Origin of the sequence: Ruminobacter sp. RM87 (genome assembly GCF_000701925.1) — a bacterium.
Classification (GTDB): domain Bacteria; phylum Pseudomonadota; class Gammaproteobacteria; order Enterobacterales; family Succinivibrionaceae; genus Ruminobacter; species Ruminobacter amylophilus.
In genome coordinates this window covers 1-20,842 of record NZ_JNKD01000054.1, presented here as the reverse complement: position 1 = coordinate 20,842, position 20,842 = coordinate 1, and the positions used below count along the sequence as shown (strand labels likewise).

Sequence of the window (20,842 nt, the reverse complement as noted above, 5' to 3'; positions counted from 1 at the left end):
TCTTTACCAGATTTTCATGCTGACCTACCACGCCGTTGTCATCTGAACATGAATATTTGAAGTTGGCAATAAGCGCGCCTATCTCATTCTGTGCTTCAGGCATTTCGGAATAAAGATTGTCAGCCCATTCCTCATATTCAACAATGAACACGCCCACCGACTTGCGGTCCTTGACGATTTCGTCATAGTTGTTGGAACCGAGGGCTTCAAGCACCTTCTTTTCAACCAGGGACTGGTAGGTCAGAAGGTTAAGCATTACATTATCAACGTAGTCATCAAAAACCTTAAGCTTGAGTTCCTGAATCATCTGTCTGAAAACGGGGAGCCACGCAATGAAGTCAGCCTGACTCTTGTTGGCCTTGATGGTAAGCTCCATGTTCTGTCTCTTCAGATCAGGGATGGTATCGATAATATCAAGGTAACCTCTTGATAAATCTGCAACCTTGGACATTCCCCTCATGATTTCCTGATCATCTCTTGATAAATCAATGAACTTGTTGAGGCTGTTCTCAAATTCTTCTCTGGAACGGTTCAGGATGATAATCTGATTATCAAGATCCGCAACCGTATCGGAATTTATCACGTCATAAAGACGGACACTGAGGGAGAGAAGCTTGATTTCAATTTCCTGAGACTTGTTGTTCAGAGGAATGTTCTGTTCGGTGATGTCGTTGATGGAAGAATTCATGGAACTGATATTGTAGAAGCCTCCAAGCAGAAGGGCTGATATCAGAAAAATAAGAATGCCGAAACCGACATACACACCATTGATTATGGATTTTTTAACAAAAGACAGAGTCCCCAGAGACAGGACGTTCAGCCATCTCCTTTTTAATCCGGAAACGAGCTTTGATTTCATTTGTCCGACAACGTTCATTTTACCCATAATTCTCTTCTCAAAATATCTTGTTCGTACACGAAAAAAAGCTTTATTTTCAATAATTACCGCCACTTTTCACCAAAACGGTTCTTCCATTCCGATTGATTAAAAAAGGAGCAGAAAACATGGTTTCGCTATTACATCATGATATGATGAACTATCTAAAAAAAATGAGACAATTACCGTAAATCAGATATTAAACAGCAAAAGAAAAGCCACATGTTGCTTATTTTTCCGAGAATATCACATTTATAACCCGACTTTTTCCGGGCTTTTACGGTAAATAAAGATAACGTTTTCAGAAAATTCATTTTCTGACGCTTTTAAACGGTAAAACCGGAGTTTCCTCCGGTTTTACGTTAAGCCATGAGATGACTATTTGAAATGACGTTCATCACACAGTCCCTTGGCGAGACATCCTGAACTCGGACTTATTCTGTAGTCCACATCCGGCCCTGCCATGAACATTTCCAGAATCATGTCGGCATTATCTCCGAATTCCTTGCCGGTGGTATTGGCTCTTACTATGTAATTCCCCTGCTTGATGGTTATCACGTCAATGGAGCTCACGTATTCGGTTCTGAACCTGTTCCAGTTCATCACGTCAGGAACCTGCCCCTTGTCGCATTCACTGATACCGCCGTATCTGTAGATGCATTTTCTGAGATCGGATACCAGACGGTGAACCGGCTTTTCAACCTCCCGGGTATACACGACCTTCTTATGAAGCTGATCAGGATCGATTTTTTCATTAATCATTTCCAGATTAACACCGATAAGCTTCTTAAGAAGACTGAGCTCTTTTGACAGATTCTTTCCCTTTGCCGTCGCCTCCTCAAGATCATGAAGCTGCATCATGTTCATTTCCAGATATGATTTAAGCCATTTCTGATTTACCGGGTGAGACACGTACTGCTTCAGAGTCTTGCCCTTGAAATCATCGCACTTTACCCCGGTACGCACCATTTCAGCGATAAAAAACAGATCGGGATGCTTTTCCATGAAGAAATTTGAGGCTCCGGCCTGATCGTTTCTGTCAAGATATTCCTTTCCCTCCTCAATAACCGAATCCTTGTCCAGACCGGTTACCTTTTCGATAACGCCGGCACGGCATTCAAGGATGGTTTTCTCCAGTGTAAGTTCAGTCTGGGTCTTAGGCTTATTTTCCGTATTATCCAGCGATATGACCACTTTGGTCCCGCTGTCGCCGCATGAGGCTGCCAGCATGATTACTGCAGGCAGACAGCATAATTTAAAAAACTTCATCATTTTTCCCAACCTAACAGATTACAAAAACACAAAAATCCTAACCCGTTCGCAAGCCCCGGCAAAAACACCGGAAACAGGCGTTCACATAAAATAAAACCCGCTATCAGCAGACTTTAAAGCTTCTGATAACGGGACTTTCCTTATTCAGACAGTAGCTGAAATCCTAGTTGAATCTTGCCTTCAGCTTGATTTCAATCTTGTCGATTTCCTTGATTACATCCCTGATGGCCTTGTTGAAATACATATCGATACCATCCTGAACTTCCTTCATCTGCAGATAAGAGTACAGTTCTGAACCGTAACCCTTGTTTGCAAACATCTTCTTGAAGGTTACATTAGCTTCATCAAAAGCATGCTTGAGTTCTGGGAATACATCCACGTTATCGTTTATAAGTCTCATGTATTCTTCATGAGATTTCTGAATTCTATCCACCACCTCGGTCATTTCAGTGCTTGATTTGCAAGCAAAAAGTTCCTCTACGGCTGTTTCGTAGGTGGCTCTGGCACTGGTTACCTGTACGTATCTTACTTCCTCTTCAGGAGAAAATTCACGCTTGCTTACCAGCTGTTCAGTTTCACGAATGTTTCTGAACACGTTTTCCAAAACATCCGGACCGTCTTTGAAATTGTTGTACTTGGCCACTATTTCATTCTGGTTGTTGGCGTAATCTTCAGACTTGAGCAGAATTTCACGTAACTGCTTGGCAATTTCAGATGATTCAGCGGCGTACGGATCGTTTACACTGTCTTCAATAACCTTAACAGCGTAACTCAATTCTTCTCTGCTGCGCCACAATTCGTCTCTGTTAATCAGAAAATCGTCACGATTATTTGTATTTGCCATCAGAATCATTGCTGAATTAAAACGGTAAACGTCAGCCTTGAGATCCTTTATCTGCATTGCACTTACCAGGAACGGAATATCACCGTTGGTGTACGGACGGGCCTCTGCCAGGGCATCTGATGCCATGCAGGAACCTAAAGCGATAATGCCGGCCATTGTTAAACACAGAGATTTTCTACGAAATACAGTCAATATACTCATCATAGTCTCGCTATAACTAAAATTACAAAATTGTCCAAACCTAATTATGTAAAGTGCACGGATTTGTTAAAGAGATTGTATATACTGCCGTCTGATTATCAAAACATAAAATCGCATTCCTGTTATGTCGTAAACATTTTTATAACATTTATCTTGTTTACGTCACAAAGTAGCAACTATCTTCAGTATTCGACACCCCGGTACAGACAAACTTCGTCATCCATGACTTCTTTGTACTCAACGATCATCTGTCAATGATCTCTATGGCAACCAGCTATGCTATATACATCGCAGATACCGTTTCTGAACGAAACCTGCATAAACGCGGATGAGCCCCGCTTAAAGCAATCTGAATTTCCGTTATCCGTAACAGGCAATCAGATATTTTTTGAATTTTTCCTAGCTGATCTGTTTTATCCATCATGAAGCATCTTTAATTATTCTGTTTCTTATCCACCGCGTCCATCATTGTTACCGATAAACACTCTGACAACACCTCACGAGTCCCAAATATTATAAATGTCGGAGTCTGAAATTATCTTTTATATTTAACCAGCAAAAACCATATTTGTGAGCTGAGTACAATTTTTGAATTTTATCCTATGAACAATTACAGGCAGTACATCTCTAATCAGCTTCATTATTCAGCACCCCGAACCGTAACTCATAATAAAAGGGAGGCTGAAAAAAAATCAGCCTCCCTTCAGCGGCATCGTTCAGTCCAAGCCTCTCCGGGCTCAGGAAACCGATGCCTGAAAAACCTTTCGCAGTATTACTTTACAGGTTCGTAGATTTCAAAATGAGCCTGAGGATGGGCACATGCCGGACATACCTTAGGAGCTTCGGTTCCCTCATGGAGGTAACCGCAGTTTCTGCAGCGCCATACAACCTTGTCGCCGCGCTTGAATACCTTGCCTTCCATCAGATTGGTATATAAGGCGGAGTAACGTTCCTCGTGGCACTTTTCAGCTACGGCGATAGCTTCAAAGATTGCGGCAATTGCAGGGAAGCCTTCTTCTCTGGCTGTTGCGGCAAAAGACGGATACATGTGGGTCCACTCTTCATTTTCGCCGGCGGCGGCAGCCTTGAGATTGTCAAGAGTGGTTCCGATGATACCAGCCGGATAGCTGTCGGTAATTTCAACGACACCGCCTTCTAAAAGCTTGAACAGACGCTTTGCATGTTCCTTTTCCTGATTGGCGGTTTCTTCAAAAATCGCACTGATCTGAACCAGACCTTCCTTCTTGGCTACTCCTGAATAAAAGGTGTAGCGGTTTCTTGCCTGAGATTCACCGGCAAAAGCCTTGAGAATGTTCTTCTCAGTCTGGGTACCTTTAACACTTGCCATAAATGACTTGCTCCTCTATTGTAGAATCATTGTTTATTGACCGGGGCTGAAATGCATGTGATAAACACACCTCCCCGATAAAATCATCCCGCCTTTTTAGCTTTTTCAGATCTATCTGATAGTTCCTTGGAAACTAAATTGATTTGGGCCGTTCCGTTACCGTAAGATCCTCAGAAAAAGGCCTCACCGGAAACGGTCTCTTCCGTTACTCTATAAGAGAATTTTTCTCAGGTCAATCATTACTTACAAATGCGTTGTTAAAATGAGCGACATGTACTCTTTCCAGGAAAACATCACCTTAAGTCCTTACCGGCATCAGTCAAATAAAAGATTCACAAATTTTACTTTTTGTCAGATCTTCCTGTTTTCTCAGGCTTTTCTTAAAAAAGTTCCTCCGGGCAGACCTTCAGAACTTTACTCTGCTTGCCTTCACTATTCATGTATATGCATTTACCGGCATTTTCTGAAGACTGACAGGGGGCCAAAAAAAAATCAGAAGCGCGTGTTTTACGGTTTCTCTGAACAAAAAATCGGCGTGCAAATTCTTTTTTTACCGAAATTGGTTAATTATCAAGCGTATAAAACAAAAATGCTTGACCAATCAAATTAAAGATATATAATGGACTCACTTTCAAGGTACGGCGATTAGCGCAGCCCGGTAGCGCATCTGGTTTGGGACCAGAGGGTCGCAGGTTCGAACCCTGCATCGCCGACCATTGAAAAAGAAAAACTACTCAAAAAGATTCGGCGATTAGCGCAGCCCGGTAGCGCATCTGGTTTGGGACCAGAGGGTCGCAGGTTCGAACCCTGCATCGCCGACCATCTTTCAAAACTCCCCATTATCCATTTTTCATCATACACATTACATTGTCAGACTTTAGTCTGTGACCTGTTCTGTAATCAGAATTTGCAGTTTGCTTCAGCATCATAAAAAACAGCGCGACTGTATACGTTCATACCCTTATGCGCAATCCGTTCTGTCTGCAGGAAATCTTTTCAGTTTATGAAACTTCAATGATATCTTCGCCATACGGAAAATTCGGCAAATAACCAAAAGAAAAGGACGGAACATGCGAAACGATGTTCTGTCCTTAATGAGAAATCAGCTCCTAACGTACGGCATTATTTTCCTGAAGCTTCTTTGCCAGCTGAATCACTCTTTCGTACTCGGCAAGATGAACCTTTCTCAGATTTTCAATAAACTGCGCCAGATAGTCACGGAAGGATTCCTCGTTTCCTTCTTTTGCCGGTCTTATGGCCACACCGTCAATTGCCGGAAAGATGGCATGTTCGTTATTAAGCCCGTGCACCGGAGCATATTCCGAAACCCTGTCAACGTCACCGCGGGAATAAATCGCCAGCAGCCCTCTTATGCCGCTGTCAAAACCCGGACTGTTTCTGATATGCACGCTGTTAAGGTATTTATCCATAATGGCCGGCAGGGACTTCTGCTTCACCGTATTGCTGGAACTGTACTTGGCGTCCATAATCAGGTAATCAACCAGATCCGAGCATGACCACTTTATTCTGATTACGTAGTCAGGGGTAAAGTAGAAATTGCTGCTGTAGTTTCTGCTGCTGACCACCATCGGTTCGTTGTCTTTGGTTCTGCCGTAGGTATAGATCTTCGGTTCATACCACAGTTCAAGGGTGAATTCCTTGTTTTCGGAGATCCAGCGGTAGTAGTTAAACGGTTCGCTGGCAGGGCGATGCCCCGGTTTTCCGCCGAAATAAGGAGCGTCCATATCGTGCCATTCCTGAGCCACGCATGCCCCGCCCAGCGTACTTACCACATTCACTATTCTTGACAGAACCATGAACTCATAAAGCTTGTCAATCTTGATAAAGTGGGAGGCAAAGTCGTTGAAGGTCAGCTTCACGCTGCTTACGTCATACCATCTGGCTATCTGTTCAAACAGCGTGCGGTACACCTGGGTTCTGGCCACAAACGGAGTTATTCGTGGCATCAGAGGCTTATCCAGATAACTAATGCCGGTTATCCTTCTGAACCCCGCATACAGTCTGAAGAAACCGTCAAGCAGCTTCATCACCCTTTCATTCTGGGCTCTGAGATCCTGAGTCAGAAAATCCTGAACTATGTATGAGTATCTGAAGTACCCTCTGTACCGGGCTGATTCCCCTTCAGACTTATCCATTTTCTTTTCATGGGAAGCAATGAAATTGATTATGGCCCCCAGCTTCATCTGAATATGATTGAAGAAGCCGGCAATAACCATGTTTTCAAAAAGACGGTATGAAGGCACCACCTTCTCTTCAGCCGCAAAATCAGTCCTTACGGGCATGTTGTTTATCTGAAAAGTCTGTTCTTCCGGACTGCACAGGGCTATGGCGTCACTGTTGAGCGACAGCCAGTGAATGGCCTCGGGAGAATTCGGAAGGCCGTTCGGCGTCACGCTGAGTCTCGGTTCCAGATTATGTCTCAACTGTCTCAGCAGCACGGTCCACAGACTGCAGCAGAGTCCGTATATCATTTCCGCTTCGGAAATAAGGTTCTCAAGATCCCCCGTTGATTCCCCGGTTCCGCTGTCATCAAGACACATTTTGGAAATGGTGTCGTATTCATCATTAATAAAGTTGAGAATCGAAGTGATTTCCCTGGCTCGTTCCCTGGTGGCCAGAACCTCCACGAAAACAGAGCTTTCAAAAAACTCACTGCGACCGACGAAACACTGAATCTTAATCTCGTGGCGCCCTACGAGGCCGTAGAACGGACGGCCGCTGTGAGGTAGATCCTCGCGCCATCTGACTTCCCACCATATTTCAGATTCAGAACCGTACAGCTCCCCCTGACAGTAATAGGATTCATCTCCTATCACCACCCTTGGCCCCTCTTTGGCCAGTTCCTCGCTGAGAACACCCGTATGATGTATTCTGATATTCAGATAGTAATCTTCGGGTATTTCCAGCACACCGCTCTGCGTATCAAAGAACCGTTCGAAGCCGTCGTCCATGACGACGTACTCCTGAAAGTCCCCTGCCGCGGATCCGGTGGTTCTGGCGGCACTTATCCTTACATCAAGCATATGCGCAACTCCTCTCTAAGCCTCGGCTTAAGCAAGGAACTGGTAGCTGTTCATGCGTTCCGCGCCTTCTGACTTGATTCTCTGAAGCAGCGCATAAGACTGTTCAAGCTCATTCTTTTCCAGAATATCGGCAAGATTGCTGAGTCTGTTGCCGAAACTTTCACCGAAACCATTAATCATCGGCAGAACAAACTGCTTGATGGCAAAATCCATGGCCAGATTTTCAGATGAACCTTCAAGCAGAGGAGCGGCAACCGTCAGATACTTGATAATCTGCTGATGCTTTCTGTAGGAAACCACGATACGCTGTCCCAGATTTGAGTCTTCCTGATACAGTGTCTCCTCAACCGCGTTGAGAATCTGATACATCTTGTTGGTGATGCCGGGTTCACTGGTATCAAACAGTGTCAGCCAGTCAGCCGCGCTGTATGTCTGGGTATTGACGCTGTGTCCGGTTCTGCGTTCCCTGTTGTCATCACTCTGGCTTGGTTTTTCATCAAACAGAATAACCGCAGAACGGTCCAGCATTCTGGCTGACATGACATTCACGGTATCGTCACTGTTTACCGTTCCCACGAATCTCAGGTACTGAGGAATGGTCAGATATGCTCTTTCCGGAGAACCTGTGAAGATCTTGCGTTCTGATTCACCGTCGGCAAGCTGCATGAATGATGAGAAATAGTGTTCAGGAGATGAAAGGTTCATTTCATCAAGCAGCAGAATGGCAGGGGTAACCTTTGACGGCTCCCTTTCCTCGTCCAGAGTGGTCAGAAGTTCCCATAAACCGGTAGGGGCCGGCTGGAAACTGCTGGTAAGGCTGTTCCAGTACCCCAGAATGTCTCGCTGGGAAGTCCAGCCTCTGGCCACTGGAATGGTGTGCAGACGGTTATCCAGATTAAGCGCCTTGCCCATGGTTTTCACGAAAGAGGTCTTACCTGAGCCCGGAAGCCCCGCCAGAATGGTAAACTGATTCTGGGCAATGGTAATCACCATGGATGCCAGATTGTCTCTTGACATATAGCGGCCGTAGCTTCTCATGGTCCCCATCAGATCCTCTATATATCTGTTTCTTACCTTTCTGAGGTTGTCCAGATTGATTACGCTGGGGGTTCTGCTTTCAAAATTGAAACCTGCGCCCTTGACCTTTCTCGGTGTGGTAAAGGCCTTGAGCATTGAATGCATTTCCAGATAGCGGGAACTCAGATCCGCAAATGAATGATTGAGCTCTACATCCAGGTTCTCCTTGGTTCTGCGCAGCTCACCGACCTGCTTCTTCAGCTCGTCATATTCATTGCGGAGCTGCTTGTATTCTGACTTGAGTACCTCATGCTCTTCCGCGGATACGGTTTTAACCTTCCCTTTGGTTTTTACCTGCACCTCTTCAGCTTCCTTTACCGGCTCGGCATCAGTTCTTGCCAGCTGGGACTTTCTGCTTTCCAGATCCTTCTTGATGCGGGTCAGTTCACTCTGACTGCTTTCAATCTTGCCGCGGATGGTACGAAGCTTCTTTTCTTCCTCAACCCTGTCGTTCTTGAGAGAGTCAACCATTGACCTGCGCAGCTGACTCATGATGAATTCACTGTTGCGGTTGAAGTATTCATCAAAGAACACCTTGAACTCAGGCATTTCCATCATCAGCTTGAACATCTTGCTGCGTTCGTTTTCAAATTCCACCACGCCGCTCATGACATAGAAGAATCTGTTTACTCTTTCAGGCTCGGTCTTGAACTGACGGGTGCCGGCAATATTCTGATTGGCCTTGCTCAGCTGACTGGCCTTAAGATCGTTGAAAACGCAGTTAAGCAGACTGGTACCGTAGGTGGTTACCAGCTTCTCATTGTCCATGAGGTCCACTTTCTTGCCGCTGTTAAGCCAGTTCTGTGCCGGCATCTTCACCAGATACTTTCTGGAAACGCCGTCAACCTTTACGGTTCTGATGAAATCCTGGAAAAGATCATAGTCGTTGACCTTGACGCACAGATTATGGGTATCCTTTACCCCCAGAACACAGCGGTTGTTGTCCGGAATGGTCAGAGTGCATCTGTACTGATACGGAGCTGCGTCTTCAACCCTGGTTATCTTGTTGGCGTTAATCATGAAAGGTCCCATGATTACCTCTCTGGCCCTGATAAGACCGTAGAGTTTTTCGGAAAAGACACGCTCATTCGCTCCTGAGGCGGAAGATCTGGTGTTTACCACCTCTTCCTCTTCTTCCTCCTCTTCACCGTTCGGCACGCCGTTCACACCTTCAACGGATGACAGGTTGCTGAAATCCTCGGGCTTGATTCCCATTGCCTCCATCTGACTCTTCATCCTTTCCAGAAGCTGCTTCTTGGAAACCATGGATACGGCGTCACGCAGAGGATTGCCGCTCTTGAAGGAATCATCCAGACCGAAACAGAAACTCTGAGTGTAGTCTCTGCGCATTCTGAACATTGAACCTAACTGCTGCTCGGAATTAATTGTTTTCTCGACTCTGTACTGCTTACTTATTCTTTCGGAAATTTGCTGAATGTTCTCATCACTGATTAGATATTCATTGGAGTTCAACGGTTTCTTTGCCTGAGAAGACTGATTTTCAGAAGGCGCGGAAACGGCGGATGATGACAGGTGGACTGAAGTCCCCTGTTCCTGACCTGCGGACTGAACCACCGGTTCACTGAGAACCGGAGCGGCAGACACGGGTTCAGCACGTTCTCCTGAGGCGGATAAAGGCTCCTGTGAGGCTGACTGTTCAGAAACGGCAGGGCTCACGGAGGCGGAGGTCAGGCTCTGAACCTCTTCGTTACCGGCATCGTCTTCCCCGCCTGCGTTTTCATCCTTTCCGCTCAGCAGTTCATGATTTCTGGCGATAATATCGTCAGCTGCGGCCACCGCTCTGATATCTCGGGCCACGGCATCAGAAGTTTCGCTTACGAACGCGCTGTCATCGGCAAGCCTGCGAATCTGCTCCTGAACCGCACTTCTTACGGCCTGCTCATCAATGGAGGAGTCCGCATCTCCCGGCAGATTACCGGCAACGGCATCCCTTATATATCTGAAGAACTGTCCGTTAAGCTCACGGGCCGCAAAATAATTGTTGTCGGTGAAACTTTCGAGATTGTCTCTGTCAACTTTGAAATAGGTGGTATTGAAGCAGTCTCTCACGTATTTCTGAGCATCCTTTTCATTAAAGAACTCTTCCGTCTTCTTTACAAAAGGAAAGTCATCCCTGGAAACAGTGTACTTGGTGCACTTGACCATCACATAGTCGGTACTAGGACGGTACTTTATATATGCGGTCTTTTCCGCCGCGCGGAAATCTTCGACCTTTGGCTCCATGATTTCCACGAAATCATAAGGATCCAGTTTTGTTATTTTTTCGCTGTATGCCGTGTATTTACACCCTCGTTCCTCGGGTGAAGGATTGGCAATCAGCTTTACCAGTTTGCACTCTCCGAATTTGGAGATCATGTTTTTGGCGTTTGAGGTCAGAAAAACCTGTGCGGGTTCATCCAGAAACGTCTCCATATTGACAACGGAATATCTGTTTGCATTTCTGTTTTCCGTATCAGGCATCTGCTCGAATGCGATATCAATATATGAACAGTCTTTATTGTTTGACTTTGTGATGTATACGTTTGGATTGATTATCCCTACCAGCGTTCTTTCTTCAAAATTGCTCATTTGAATCCACCTCAAAAAAATCTGTTAAACCGGTACGGGCGCAGGGATGGCCCGACGCCTTCCATATGTATATGTATGTGTGTTTTATGCAGTGCACAGGAATCGCATTCTCTAAAGGATACATCATGACAGTTCCAGAAAACCGCCAAAAACGTACAGAATGCCATTTCCAGAAAAAAACATGTGCAGAGAGAAAAAATAAGGAGCCAGCGGCAGCATCTGAATTCCCCCCTGATGAATCATAAAGAAACCAAAAACGGGAAATTCCGGCCAATGAACAAAATGCACGAACCATTTTCCGGTCATTCCGAAAAAGATTCAGTCTCTCCTCCATTACAGAATTCTAACGCAGAAAAGGGCTGACACAGAAATGAATCAGTACTTTATTGTGAATTATGACAATGAGTTTTTATATTGACGAAATATTTCCGCTGAAAAAACGGCCGAAACGTTCAAAAAAGAAGCATTTCTCATCTAAATAAAGGAAATTGATAAAATATCAACCGGTTTTCGACATCAGCAAAGAAAAAACAGGTTAAAAAATACAAAAACAGTACTTAAAAAGCACTAAAAAAATGAAAATTTACTCCAAATATCCGCTCAAAACTCGAACAAATTATGACAAACATCACAAATTCAATAATTTCCTGACAGTCAAATCCTAGAAAATTTACATATTTTTAACAAAATTACATTCAACAAAATATTAATCACTGTCTAACATACAAAATAACATGATGTTGGTCACATTTTAGCCGTAGTGTCTGCAGGAATATTACCGCTGACGTACCAAACCGTAAAAAAAGATACCCTTAATTGATATTTTATACACTGAAGTTAAAAATGCAGAAAACATTACACTGAAAGGAAAAGAGTCGGATAACACCCCTTCCAAATTCATGAAACCGTATTCATCTCCTCTGTTCTGGAGGCGGAAAAAACGAAATTAAAACCTGTTTAACAATTAAACAACATTTTATTAAACTTAAGATTAATGCGGTATTGGAATTTTTGATTAATTGCCATACATTAATCATATAATTCCCTGTAACCATTGATTTTTTACTGTTTTTTAACAATTAAAAGGAACCAGAATGCTGTTTTTGGTGATGAAAAAATAAATCTTATGTAATACAATAAGCTCATCAGAAAAGTCTAATCTGATAAGACTAAAGATTGCTAAAAAAGCATTTGTGAGCGTTTTCACAGAACAAAACAAAATAAAAAAAGTTTAATTGAAAAACGTTCTCACATTTGAAATAATTAAAGTGTGCAAAGGATATGCACTATACATGGACAACCTTGAATACCACCGAGGCTTCCATTGAATTCAATAAGAGAAGGAGTAACAACCATGACAGCAAAACTTTACGAACTCAACACCGAGATCCTGGGCAAATTAGTTGAAAGCCCTGAAGCATCTCAGAACTTTATCGAATCTATCATCAAGGATTTACCTGGTACCGTTGACGTTGAAACCATCAGCGATGTAACCGTTGGCGACATGAATTCAAGCAAGGTTGCAGGAAAGAGTGCAGAAGGTTTCTCTCAGATTAACGGTATCGTTTTCCAGTTCAGTCTTAACAGCAAGCCTGCAGAAATGATTCTTGTTGTTGAACCAGTATCATTCCTGAAGTGGTGGCATGATAAGAGCTTCTTCAGCTATAAGCTCTATCGTAACCACAGCAATATCAATGACGGCGTAAGACGTTTTGTAACATTCGTTGTAACTGACTCTGAAGTTAAGGCTTCACGTTTCCATGCCGTAAGTTGCTTCAACAACAACAACGGCGACAAGTGTGAAAGCTGCCAGATTCACGATATCTTCGCTGTTAAGCAGAGTGGCAATGAAGACTCTATGCTCGAAAACTGGATTCGTGCGTTGATATCCAAAAGCGACGCCGATGAAAGCACCAATAATGTATCAAGCATAACCGAGGCTTCAGGCTATAAGGTAGCTTAATATAATAAAATCTCTTATTGTATGTGGTATATTTCACCCGCTTCTGGCGGGTGATTCTTTAGCACAGTACACAAGATAGAACTGCTCGAAACATATAAACAATACAGGTAATCAATGACTTTCAGAGCCATTGATTTCTTTTTTAAGTCCCCCACCTCCCCACTGCTGTGTTATTTTTAACCAAAAGACACCAGCACACCTCATAAGACAGACAAAACCGAATTATTTCAGCAGAGAACTCCTGACATTTCCTGAACCAGACATGAAACGGATTATTCATCCGTCAGTCATACAGGATTCATCTTCGATTCACAACCACGAAATCAAGCTGCAGTCATCTGGCAATTCATGACATACATATTTCCATCCACTCATAAGAAGCCGGCCGATACCTCAAACCGCAAGTTCCGAAGTCGTAGAAAAAAAACATGGAACCACAGACAGAAACACACAAAAAAGAATAAACAGCTTCCAAAAAAAACAGTCAGAATTTCCCTGAAAAATCAACCTCCGGGTAAAGAACAATCAGAATGTCTCCTGAAAGAACAATCTTAACCGCTCAATAAATACACCATATAAGACGCCTTAATCGCTGCAGGGTCATATCCGATTCATTATTTGGCTTATGCACTCATGCAGAAGATGCGCTAATCAGTATAAGAAATCTGGCGGCTGACTCTTCATTAAGCCTGAGATCCTTCCATACGGCACCATAATAAACACATATCCGGGACCATAAAGTAATTCATATATCTCACCGTAAATCACTGCAGCAAGCATTCCGGCCCGCCCTATTCCGTTACCATTACCGGAGAAACACTCAATAAAATTTTCGGCATATAAAACCGTCTCAGAAAACATCTCATCATCCCGGTTCTGCCTGCAGGCATTCCTCGGGTCAGAACGACATACATCATCATTCGCGAACCACAAAGTTCTTTAGCATGAATCAGCTGCCGGTTCGTTTTCATCCGCACAGTTTGCCCCCTGAAACCATGCCCGGGATCTTCCGGAATCAAAATCCCAGGTTACAGATTTACAAAACTTCAAAAAAACATCCATATTTAACGCCCCGGCTGAAACCATATCTAAACCCCGCTTCAGTACCGCAACGCAACAGTGAGCGTTTTTCAATATTAATACCTAAGGATAAGTACGCCGGACTCAGTCAGGCTGCAATTGATTAAGAAATTCAGCCATACAGTATTATTTCAGATACATGTCATTATCAGTCATGGAATTTACTGAAAGACATTTACAAACCGAATACCGATACATACACAAATGAAAGAAATCTACATTTACGCAGTTTTTCAGACTATAGTTTATGATTAATAATCATAATAAAGCACTGTTTTGTACTGATTAATTAGTAACCCGTTTTTTATAAAAAACGAAAAAACACTGTAAAATCAAGCCTTTCTACATTAATATTTTGTGTATTTTCTTTATTTAAAAACTTATTTAAATTTAAATAAACACTGAAAATTAAAACTAAATAATTATTTAAATTTAAATAAGTTTATTTTATCTTATTTAATTTAATAACTTTTTATATTTTAAATTCAATTATTAAATTTATATAAACACATTCTTATTTAATTTTTACTTAACTTTACTTATTTAAATAACAGTTAAATACGTTAAGATTAATGTTATAAATTTTTATTTCTGTTTCTGGTATTATACCCTGCTTTCACATACCCGGGATTCATGCTTTTTTCGGTGTCTGTTATTGTGTAATATCATGTAATTACATATGTAAATTACAGTGTAAATTATTTTTAGGGTATATAACCCGTTCCCCTATCCAACCGGCCTGAGCTTCTGCAGTCTCAGGCATCCGTTTACCAGTAAGCAGTCAGGAGAGTCACCCGGTAACCGCCATCCCCCTTTCAGCCCCGTACTCTTACAAAGCTGTTGTTCCCGCATGGAGACACGCAGTATAAGGAAGCGACACAACATTCCTGAACACCTTAAATAACAGGGGAGAGTACACACGTTTAATCCCCTTCATAAAGGGCTACGTATGACGTGCAGCAGAACAGTAATAAATACACCGGGCCTGCAGATGGGAGGTATCAGGAATCGTTTGTATCGGTTCTATAACGATGCGGAATATACGGGCGCAAATAAGGCCTGAAATGATAACAGGGGATATGACCGGAGTTCTGGAATGGGCAAAAAAAAGTCCCGGAGAAGTTTTCTCCGGGAGGCAAAGACTAGCCTAAGCTATATTGAGAGTTTTAATCAGTTCATAATTTAAGGCAGACGGTCTGATTACACGGTCAAATGAAAGCCTGATACATGTTCCCAGCTTGATGGAGATATCAGCTTTATCCTTTGCCGTTTCACCTATTACGATAGGATCCTTGCTTATCTGCATTAAATAACAATTTCTATTAACGTAATCTACTTCAACCACCAGAAAATCGGCTTCTTTAGGGGTACCACTCCCCTTTATTGTATACTCAGGGAATGCAAGTACAACCTCGCCTACTTCTACAGGCTTACCGCCAGAAAAAGTCCTGAATATAGGGTCAACCGGCTTCATTTCCTTATGGAAACGTCTTGTTGCAACTGCATTAAAGACAATCATGCTTTTTTCGTCGTAAGAGAAGGACAAATCAGCAAGACGCTGCATGAATTCATAATAGCAGTCGATATCATCCTTGGTGAAGTAGCTTTCGCCAAAAGCTTTTTCATTGAGATTCAGCTTGCCGAGAAGAGTCTGTCCGACTGCTTCTCCAACGTTTGTAATAATTGTAACGCAAAGTCGATCGATTCTGGCATTGTAATGCCATTTGAATCTCTCCCATTCGTTAAACTTCACGTAGTTCATTATTCAAACCTCAAATAAATTCGCTTTACTTATTTTGAGTTTAATCGTTATTTAAACTTAAATCAACCTAAAAAATCTTATTTAACTTATTTTTTCAAAAATTGTATTAAATAATTATAAGTAGTTCACGATATTTTTAATTAAGGTTGGTCCCTTGTAAATAAAACCTGAATAAATCTGAACCAGAGAGGCTCCGTTTTTAATTTTTTCGGCGGCAGCCATAGGAGAATCAATTCCCCCCACTCCTATAATCGGGATGCGGCCATTAATAATTTTATTAATCTTGGCCAGCACGTCAGTGCTCTTTCTGAATTCAGGACGTCCGCTGAGTCCGCCGGTTTCAGTTGCGTGAGGCATGTTGGCAATCATGTCGCGGTCTAAGGTGGTATTGGTTGCGATGATGCCGTCCACTTCATTCTCAAGGAATATTCTGCAGATATTCTCGATTTCCTCATCGTTGAGATCAGGCGCAATCTTGATGGCAATAGGAACGTATTTCTTGTTGGTCTCTGCGAGTTCCTTCTGTTTCTTCTTAAGAGCCTGCACCAGTTCAACGAGAGCGTCGCCAAGCTGCAGGGTACGCAGATTAGGAGTATTAGGAGATGAAATGTTTACGGCAACATATGAAGCGTAGTTATAAACCTTTTCCAGACAGTAGAGATAATCGCTTACACTGTCTTCGATAGGAGTTGTCTTGTTCTTGCCGATATTAACCCCGAGAATTCCCTTGTAACGTGATTTCTTGATGTTTTCAACAAGATTGTCCACGCCGAGATTGTTAAAGCCCATACGGTTGATTAAACCTTCCGCAGGAACAACACGGAACAGTCTTGGCTTGTCATTGCCTGGCTGCGGCTTTGGCGTAACGGTCCCCACTTCGATGAAACCGAAACCTAAGGCCGCAAACGCATCGATTGCTTCACCGTCCTTATCAAGACCTGCGGCAAGCCCTACCGGATTCTTGAAATCGAGTCCCATAACCTTGCGTGGTCTTGCCTCGACTTCCTGGGAAACAAGGCTTGTGAGCAGCTGACTGCGGGAGGCAATTTTCATCATCTTCATGGTGAGATTATGCGCCTTTTCAGGATCCATTGTAAAAAGACAAGGTCTTATCAATGGCTGATAAAGAGAATAAAGCATATTAGATTTCCTTGATTTAAACTTCTCATATATAAGTGAATGAATCAGGACGGTAATCTCCCCTTCTTCATTCCGCGAGCCTATTTTATCATAATAAGCGTCAGTTAATAGCATTCAGAAAGAAAACAGGCCGCAGAACTTCGCGGGTTGCCTTCTCATTTTCTCCTTTAAACCTTTTCCGGAACTTGGGATACCTTAACTTTACGGACGTAATCCGGCGTTTTCACGGCATTTCCGTCAATTAACTTCAGTTTCAGTGTCTCTCAGTCCGATTCCGGAAGTTTTAGAAGCCTTCTTTTTCTGCAGGATAAAAAAATACCGGAAGTCTGCTGACTTCCGGCTTTATTTTAAGGTGCCCTGAAGAATTACTGCTTGAAGGCCTTGTCAATCTTTTCAAAAATTGAATCACTGAGTCCCGGGATTCTCATTATTCTGTTGAAACAGTCAGTTATCATCCCCTTTCTCTTTATATCCAGACGATTCAGATTAAGCATCGGAGTCATGATGGCGGCAGCCACATGAGGATTGGTGCCGTTAAGCTTTATCAGAATCTCGGTCAGGAATTCATACCCCCTGCCGCTGATGTCGTTAAAACATTCAGGATTAAGCTGAGAGAAGGTTCCGAGAAGAGCTCTGACACGATTAGGATTAGTTAAGTCAAAGCATTCGTGTTCCATCAGCTTTCTTACGTTATCCAGAGTTTCCGGATACGGAGCGCTGGCCACTGCCCTGAAATAATTGTCGAATACCAGAGCGTTGTCGTGCCATCTGCTTTCAAAATCCTTCAGAATCTCATGTCTTGATTCCAGATTATGCGCGGTAGCGGCATTAAGGGCGATAAGAGTATCAGTCATATTGTCGGAAATGCGGTAATGCCCTGACACGATGGCGGAAGCCTTTGCCTCTTCGCCTTTCAGAACAAGTCCACTGACATGGAAGTTCAGTGCGACTCTTATCAGATCTCTTGAGCCAATCTGCTCTTCGGTGCATTCATAACCGCGGCCTTCGGCAAGACGCTGTCTGAATTCAGCCAGAAGCTTCTGATACAGCTTTTCCCAAATGTCTGCAAGTTCAACACTCAGCACTCTCACCAGTTCCTTGCGGGAAGCGATAATCGCATCAAGATCTATGGCGGTAAAGAGCCCCATCAGCGTATTCACCGGAGGGATTCTCAGAATATACGCCATGAATCTGTTGTCGAGTCCTGATTCCTCAAGAATGTATCTGAAGCTCTGAACCACCAGTTCAGAATGGGTAAACGGCAGACGTCTCTGAGCGTTTACGGTATTCAGCACGATATAGCTGTTAATGATGTTCTGCATTGATTCGTAACGGGTTACCGGATCATCAGCGCACTTAAGCAGAGTTTCCAGCTCACCCTGGGCATAAGGATATTCCACCTTTACCGGAGCGCTGAAGTTCTGCAGCAGTGCCGTTACCGGTCTTTCAGGAACATCATCGAAAACCACCACATTGTGTTCCTCAGTCAGAATCTGAACCTCTGATACGGGTTCACCGTTGCGCTTTAACGGAATCTTTCTGCCGTCACTGCCGTAAAGTGCCATGCTGAGAGGAATGACGAACGGCTGCTTGACGCTCTGCCCCGGAGTTGCGGGAGTTGACTGATTGAAGGTATACACGGCCTGCTTCTTTTCGGCATCATATCTCAATGAACCGGAAACACACGGAGTTCCGGCCTGGGAATACCAGTTGCGGAACTGTTTCAGATCAATTCCGGAGGCATCCTCCATGGCGGAAACAAAGTCTTCACAGGTTACAGCACAGCCGTCATGACGCTTGAAATACAGCTTCATGCCCTTCTGGAAGAGCTCCTCTCCGAGAATGGTATGAATCATTCTGATGACTTCGGCCCCCTTGTCATAAACGGTTACCGAATAGAAGTTGTTCATTTCCATCACGTAATCCGGACGGATAGGATGCGCCATCGGACCGGCATCTTCGGTAAACTGAGGTCCCTTTATGATGTTTACCGCCTTGATGCGTTCAATCGGACGACAGCAGAGATCGCTGGAGAATTCCTGATCCCTGAATACTGTCAGACCTTCCTTGAGGCTTAACTGGAACCAGTCTCTGCAGGTAACCCTGTCACCTGTCCAGTTATGAAAATATTCATGACCGATAACTGACAGCACGTTCTCAAAGTCCGTATCGGTTGCTGATTCGGCATCCACCAGAACATATTTTGAATTGAAGATGTTCAGGCTCTTGTTTTCCATGGCTCCGGCATTGAAGAAATCCACAGCAACCACATTGAATCTGTTAAGGTCATATTCCAGACCGAATCTCTTTTCGTCCCACTCCATGGCTCTGAGAATTGAATCGATGGCCACTGTACCGCAGGATGCCTGTCCCTTGTCCACGTACAGATAAACGTCAACGTGTCTTCCGCCGCAGGTCACGAAATCACGGTGAAGTTCATCGAAATCACCTGCCACCAGAGCAAAAAGATAGGAAGGCTTCGGGAACGGATCCTCCCAGGTTACCACCCTTTTTCCGTCCTTTACCTCGTCCTTTATCAGATTACCGTTGGACAGCATGAAAGGATAAGCCCCATCGGGAGCGATAATGTGAGTGGTGTATCTGGCAAGAACATCGGGATGATCGGTAAAGAAGGTAATTCTTCTGAATCCTTCAGGCTCGTTCTGGGTACAGAACTTGCCGTCGGAAACATAAAGTCCCATGAGTTCAGAATTGTCTTTCGGATTGATGCAGGTTTTTACGGTGAGGGTAAACTCATCGGGAACACTGTCCAGCTCCAGGGTGTTATCCGTTTCCCTGAAGGCGCATTCCGCTCCGTCAAGCTTAACATCAAGAAGTTTAAGGGAGTCACCGTTAAGAACCAGCGGAATTTTTCTGTCTTCAGTCAGACGCTTTACCCTGCTTACCGCGGTAACGATAGTGGCGGTCAGATCCAGCTCAAAGGTTAAATCAATATCCGTGATGGTAAAATCAGGCTTTTTATAATCCAGTCTTCTCTTTTCCTGTCTGATAACCGCCATACTTCCCCCTTTCCTCTCTACATTTTGTCAAAGATTATAATAAAACATTATATTGATAATATGTTTTATTATAATGTTATTTATTCGGATAATACCAGGTATTGTTTTTATACTCTGTATTATGCTTCTTTTAAAAAACCGTGCTTTATTTCACACGGTTATATTATACACTGCTTTGTCATTTTATCATCAATTAAAAAAATCATTTTCTCCAAAAAAGAAAAAACCTTAAGAATAATTATTATCCTTAAGGTTTTTTGTAACCTGTTTCCGAAACTTTGCTGTTTTAAACATATACGAAAAATAATTTTATGGAAGTTATAGAAAACACGAGACTTCCATAATTTTTTGCAGTATAATATAAACATATGTATTGTATGTTTATATGGATGATTTTATGGCCGTAACAGACACTCCGAAATTACCACCTCTCATGATTATCAATCAGGGAAAATACTCTTATGTCACGACGTATAAGATTGCCTGGGACAAAACACTCAGACAGCCGAGAAGGGTACCGGGGCAGAATAAAACCGTGGGGAAGATTGTCGGTGGCGGAACTGAAGGCGTCATAGAATGGAATTCTGAATTTCTTGACGAACATCCTGAACTTGCGGGGTTCATT

The 20,842-nt window shown here is 43.3% G+C and carries 11 protein-coding genes and 2 tRNA genes; 4 read left to right on the top strand and 9 right to left on the bottom strand.

The annotated features are described in order from the left end of the window. The 4 genes from T489_RS13715 to rbr form a co-directional block, all read right to left on the bottom strand. On the bottom strand, window positions 1-886 hold an 886-nt coding region (locus T489_RS13715; RefSeq protein ID WP_157608197.1), incomplete at its 3' end, for an MCP four helix bundle domain-containing protein. A gap of 369 nt (window positions 887-1,255) precedes the next feature. Further along, on the bottom strand, window positions 1,256-2,149 hold the full coding sequence (locus tag T489_RS0109685; RefSeq protein WP_031579838.1) for a hypothetical protein: 894 nt from the start codon (window positions 2,147-2,149) through the stop codon (window positions 1,256-1,258). A 163-nt stretch (window positions 2,150-2,312) separates the two neighbouring features. Continuing rightward, complete coding sequence (locus T489_RS0109680) at window positions 2,313-3,149, bottom strand: hypothetical protein (RefSeq protein ID WP_031579837.1); 837 nt, start codon at window positions 3,147-3,149, stop codon at window positions 2,313-2,315. Window positions 3,150-3,966: 817 nt separating this feature from the next. Further along, window positions 3,967-4,542 carry a rubrerythrin gene (rbr, locus tag T489_RS0109675; RefSeq protein WP_031579836.1) on the bottom strand — a complete coding sequence of 192 codons (576 nt, stop codon included), beginning with the start codon at window positions 4,540-4,542 and terminating at the stop codon, window positions 3,967-3,969. 639 nt (window positions 4,543-5,181) lie between these two features. On the opposite strand from rbr, the gene T489_RS0109665 reads away from it, so the two are divergent. Both T489_RS0109665 and T489_RS0109660 read left to right on the top strand, forming a co-directional pair. Beyond that, window positions 5,182-5,258 (top strand) — tRNA-Pro (locus tag T489_RS0109665). A 29-nt stretch (window positions 5,259-5,287) separates the two neighbouring features. Next, window positions 5,288-5,364, top strand: a tRNA-Pro gene (locus T489_RS0109660). A gap of 287 nt (window positions 5,365-5,651) precedes the next feature. Here T489_RS0109660 and T489_RS0109655 read toward each other — a convergent pair. Beyond that, window positions 5,652-7,586, bottom strand: a complete 1,935-nt coding sequence (locus T489_RS0109655) for a hypothetical protein (protein WP_031579834.1) — start codon at window positions 7,584-7,586, stop codon at window positions 5,652-5,654. 27 nt (window positions 7,587-7,613) lie between these two features. Then, window positions 7,614-11,252, bottom strand: a complete 3,639-nt coding sequence (locus T489_RS0109650) for an AAA family ATPase (RefSeq protein ID WP_031579833.1) — start codon at window positions 11,250-11,252, stop codon at window positions 7,614-7,616. A 1,354-nt stretch (window positions 11,253-12,606) separates the two neighbouring features. Between T489_RS0109650 and T489_RS0109635 the strand changes: the two genes are divergently transcribed. Then, complete coding sequence (locus T489_RS0109635) at window positions 12,607-13,215, top strand: hypothetical protein (protein WP_031579832.1); 609 nt, start codon at window positions 12,607-12,609, stop codon at window positions 13,213-13,215. 2,227 nt (window positions 13,216-15,442) lie between these two features. Here the strand turns inward: T489_RS0109635 and T489_RS0109610 are convergent. From T489_RS0109610 to pepN, 3 genes are all read right to left on the bottom strand, one after another. Continuing rightward, on the bottom strand, window positions 15,443-16,057 hold the full coding sequence (locus T489_RS0109610) for a cell division protein ZapC domain-containing protein (RefSeq protein ID WP_031579830.1): 615 nt from the start codon (window positions 16,055-16,057) through the stop codon (window positions 15,443-15,445). 114 nt (window positions 16,058-16,171) lie between these two features. Then, the gene (gene pyrD / locus T489_RS0109605; RefSeq protein WP_031579829.1) at window positions 16,172-17,197 is read right to left on the bottom strand and encodes a quinone-dependent dihydroorotate dehydrogenase; all 1,026 of its coding nucleotides are present in this window, start codon (window positions 17,195-17,197) and stop codon (window positions 16,172-16,174) included. Between the two features lie 365 nt (window positions 17,198-17,562). After that, complete coding sequence (gene pepN, locus T489_RS0109600) at window positions 17,563-20,217, bottom strand: aminopeptidase N (RefSeq protein WP_031579828.1); 2,655 nt, start codon at window positions 20,215-20,217, stop codon at window positions 17,563-17,565. 397 nt (window positions 20,218-20,614) lie between these two features. Here pepN and T489_RS13710 point away from each other — a divergent pair. After that, a partial coding sequence (locus T489_RS13710; RefSeq protein ID WP_037319547.1) for a hypothetical protein occupies window positions 20,615-20,842 on the top strand: 228 nt, incomplete at its 3' end.

What these genes read in the sequence shown, in the direction of transcription:
- T489_RS0109685 (WP_031579838.1), bottom strand. Translation starts at nt 2,149, where the DNA reads ATGATGAAGTTTTTTAAATTATGCTGTCTGCCTGCAGTAATCATGCTG.
- pyrD (WP_031579829.1), bottom strand. Translation starts at nt 17,197, where the DNA reads ATGCTTTATTCTCTTTATCAGCCATTGATAAGACCTTGTCTTTTTACA.
- T489_RS0109635 (WP_031579832.1), top strand. Translation starts at nt 12,607, where the DNA reads ATGACAGCAAAACTTTACGAACTCAACACCGAGATCCTGGGCAAATTA.
- T489_RS0109610 (WP_031579830.1), bottom strand. Translation starts at nt 16,057, where the DNA reads ATGAACTACGTGAAGTTTAACGAATGGGAGAGATTCAAATGGCATTAC.
- rbr (WP_031579836.1), bottom strand. Translation starts at nt 4,542, where the DNA reads ATGGCAAGTGTTAAAGGTACCCAGACTGAGAAGAACATTCTCAAGGCT.
- T489_RS0109650 (WP_031579833.1), bottom strand. Translation starts at nt 11,252, where the DNA reads ATGAGCAATTTTGAAGAAAGAACGCTGGTAGGGATAATCAATCCAAAC.
- T489_RS0109655 (WP_031579834.1), bottom strand. Translation starts at nt 7,586, where the DNA reads ATGCTTGATGTAAGGATAAGTGCCGCCAGAACCACCGGATCCGCGGCA.
- pepN (WP_031579828.1), bottom strand. Translation starts at nt 20,217, where the DNA reads ATGGCGGTTATCAGACAGGAAAAGAGAAGACTGGATTATAAAAAGCCT.
- T489_RS0109680 (WP_031579837.1), bottom strand. Translation starts at nt 3,149, where the DNA reads ATGGCCGGCATTATCGCTTTAGGTTCCTGCATGGCATCAGATGCCCTG.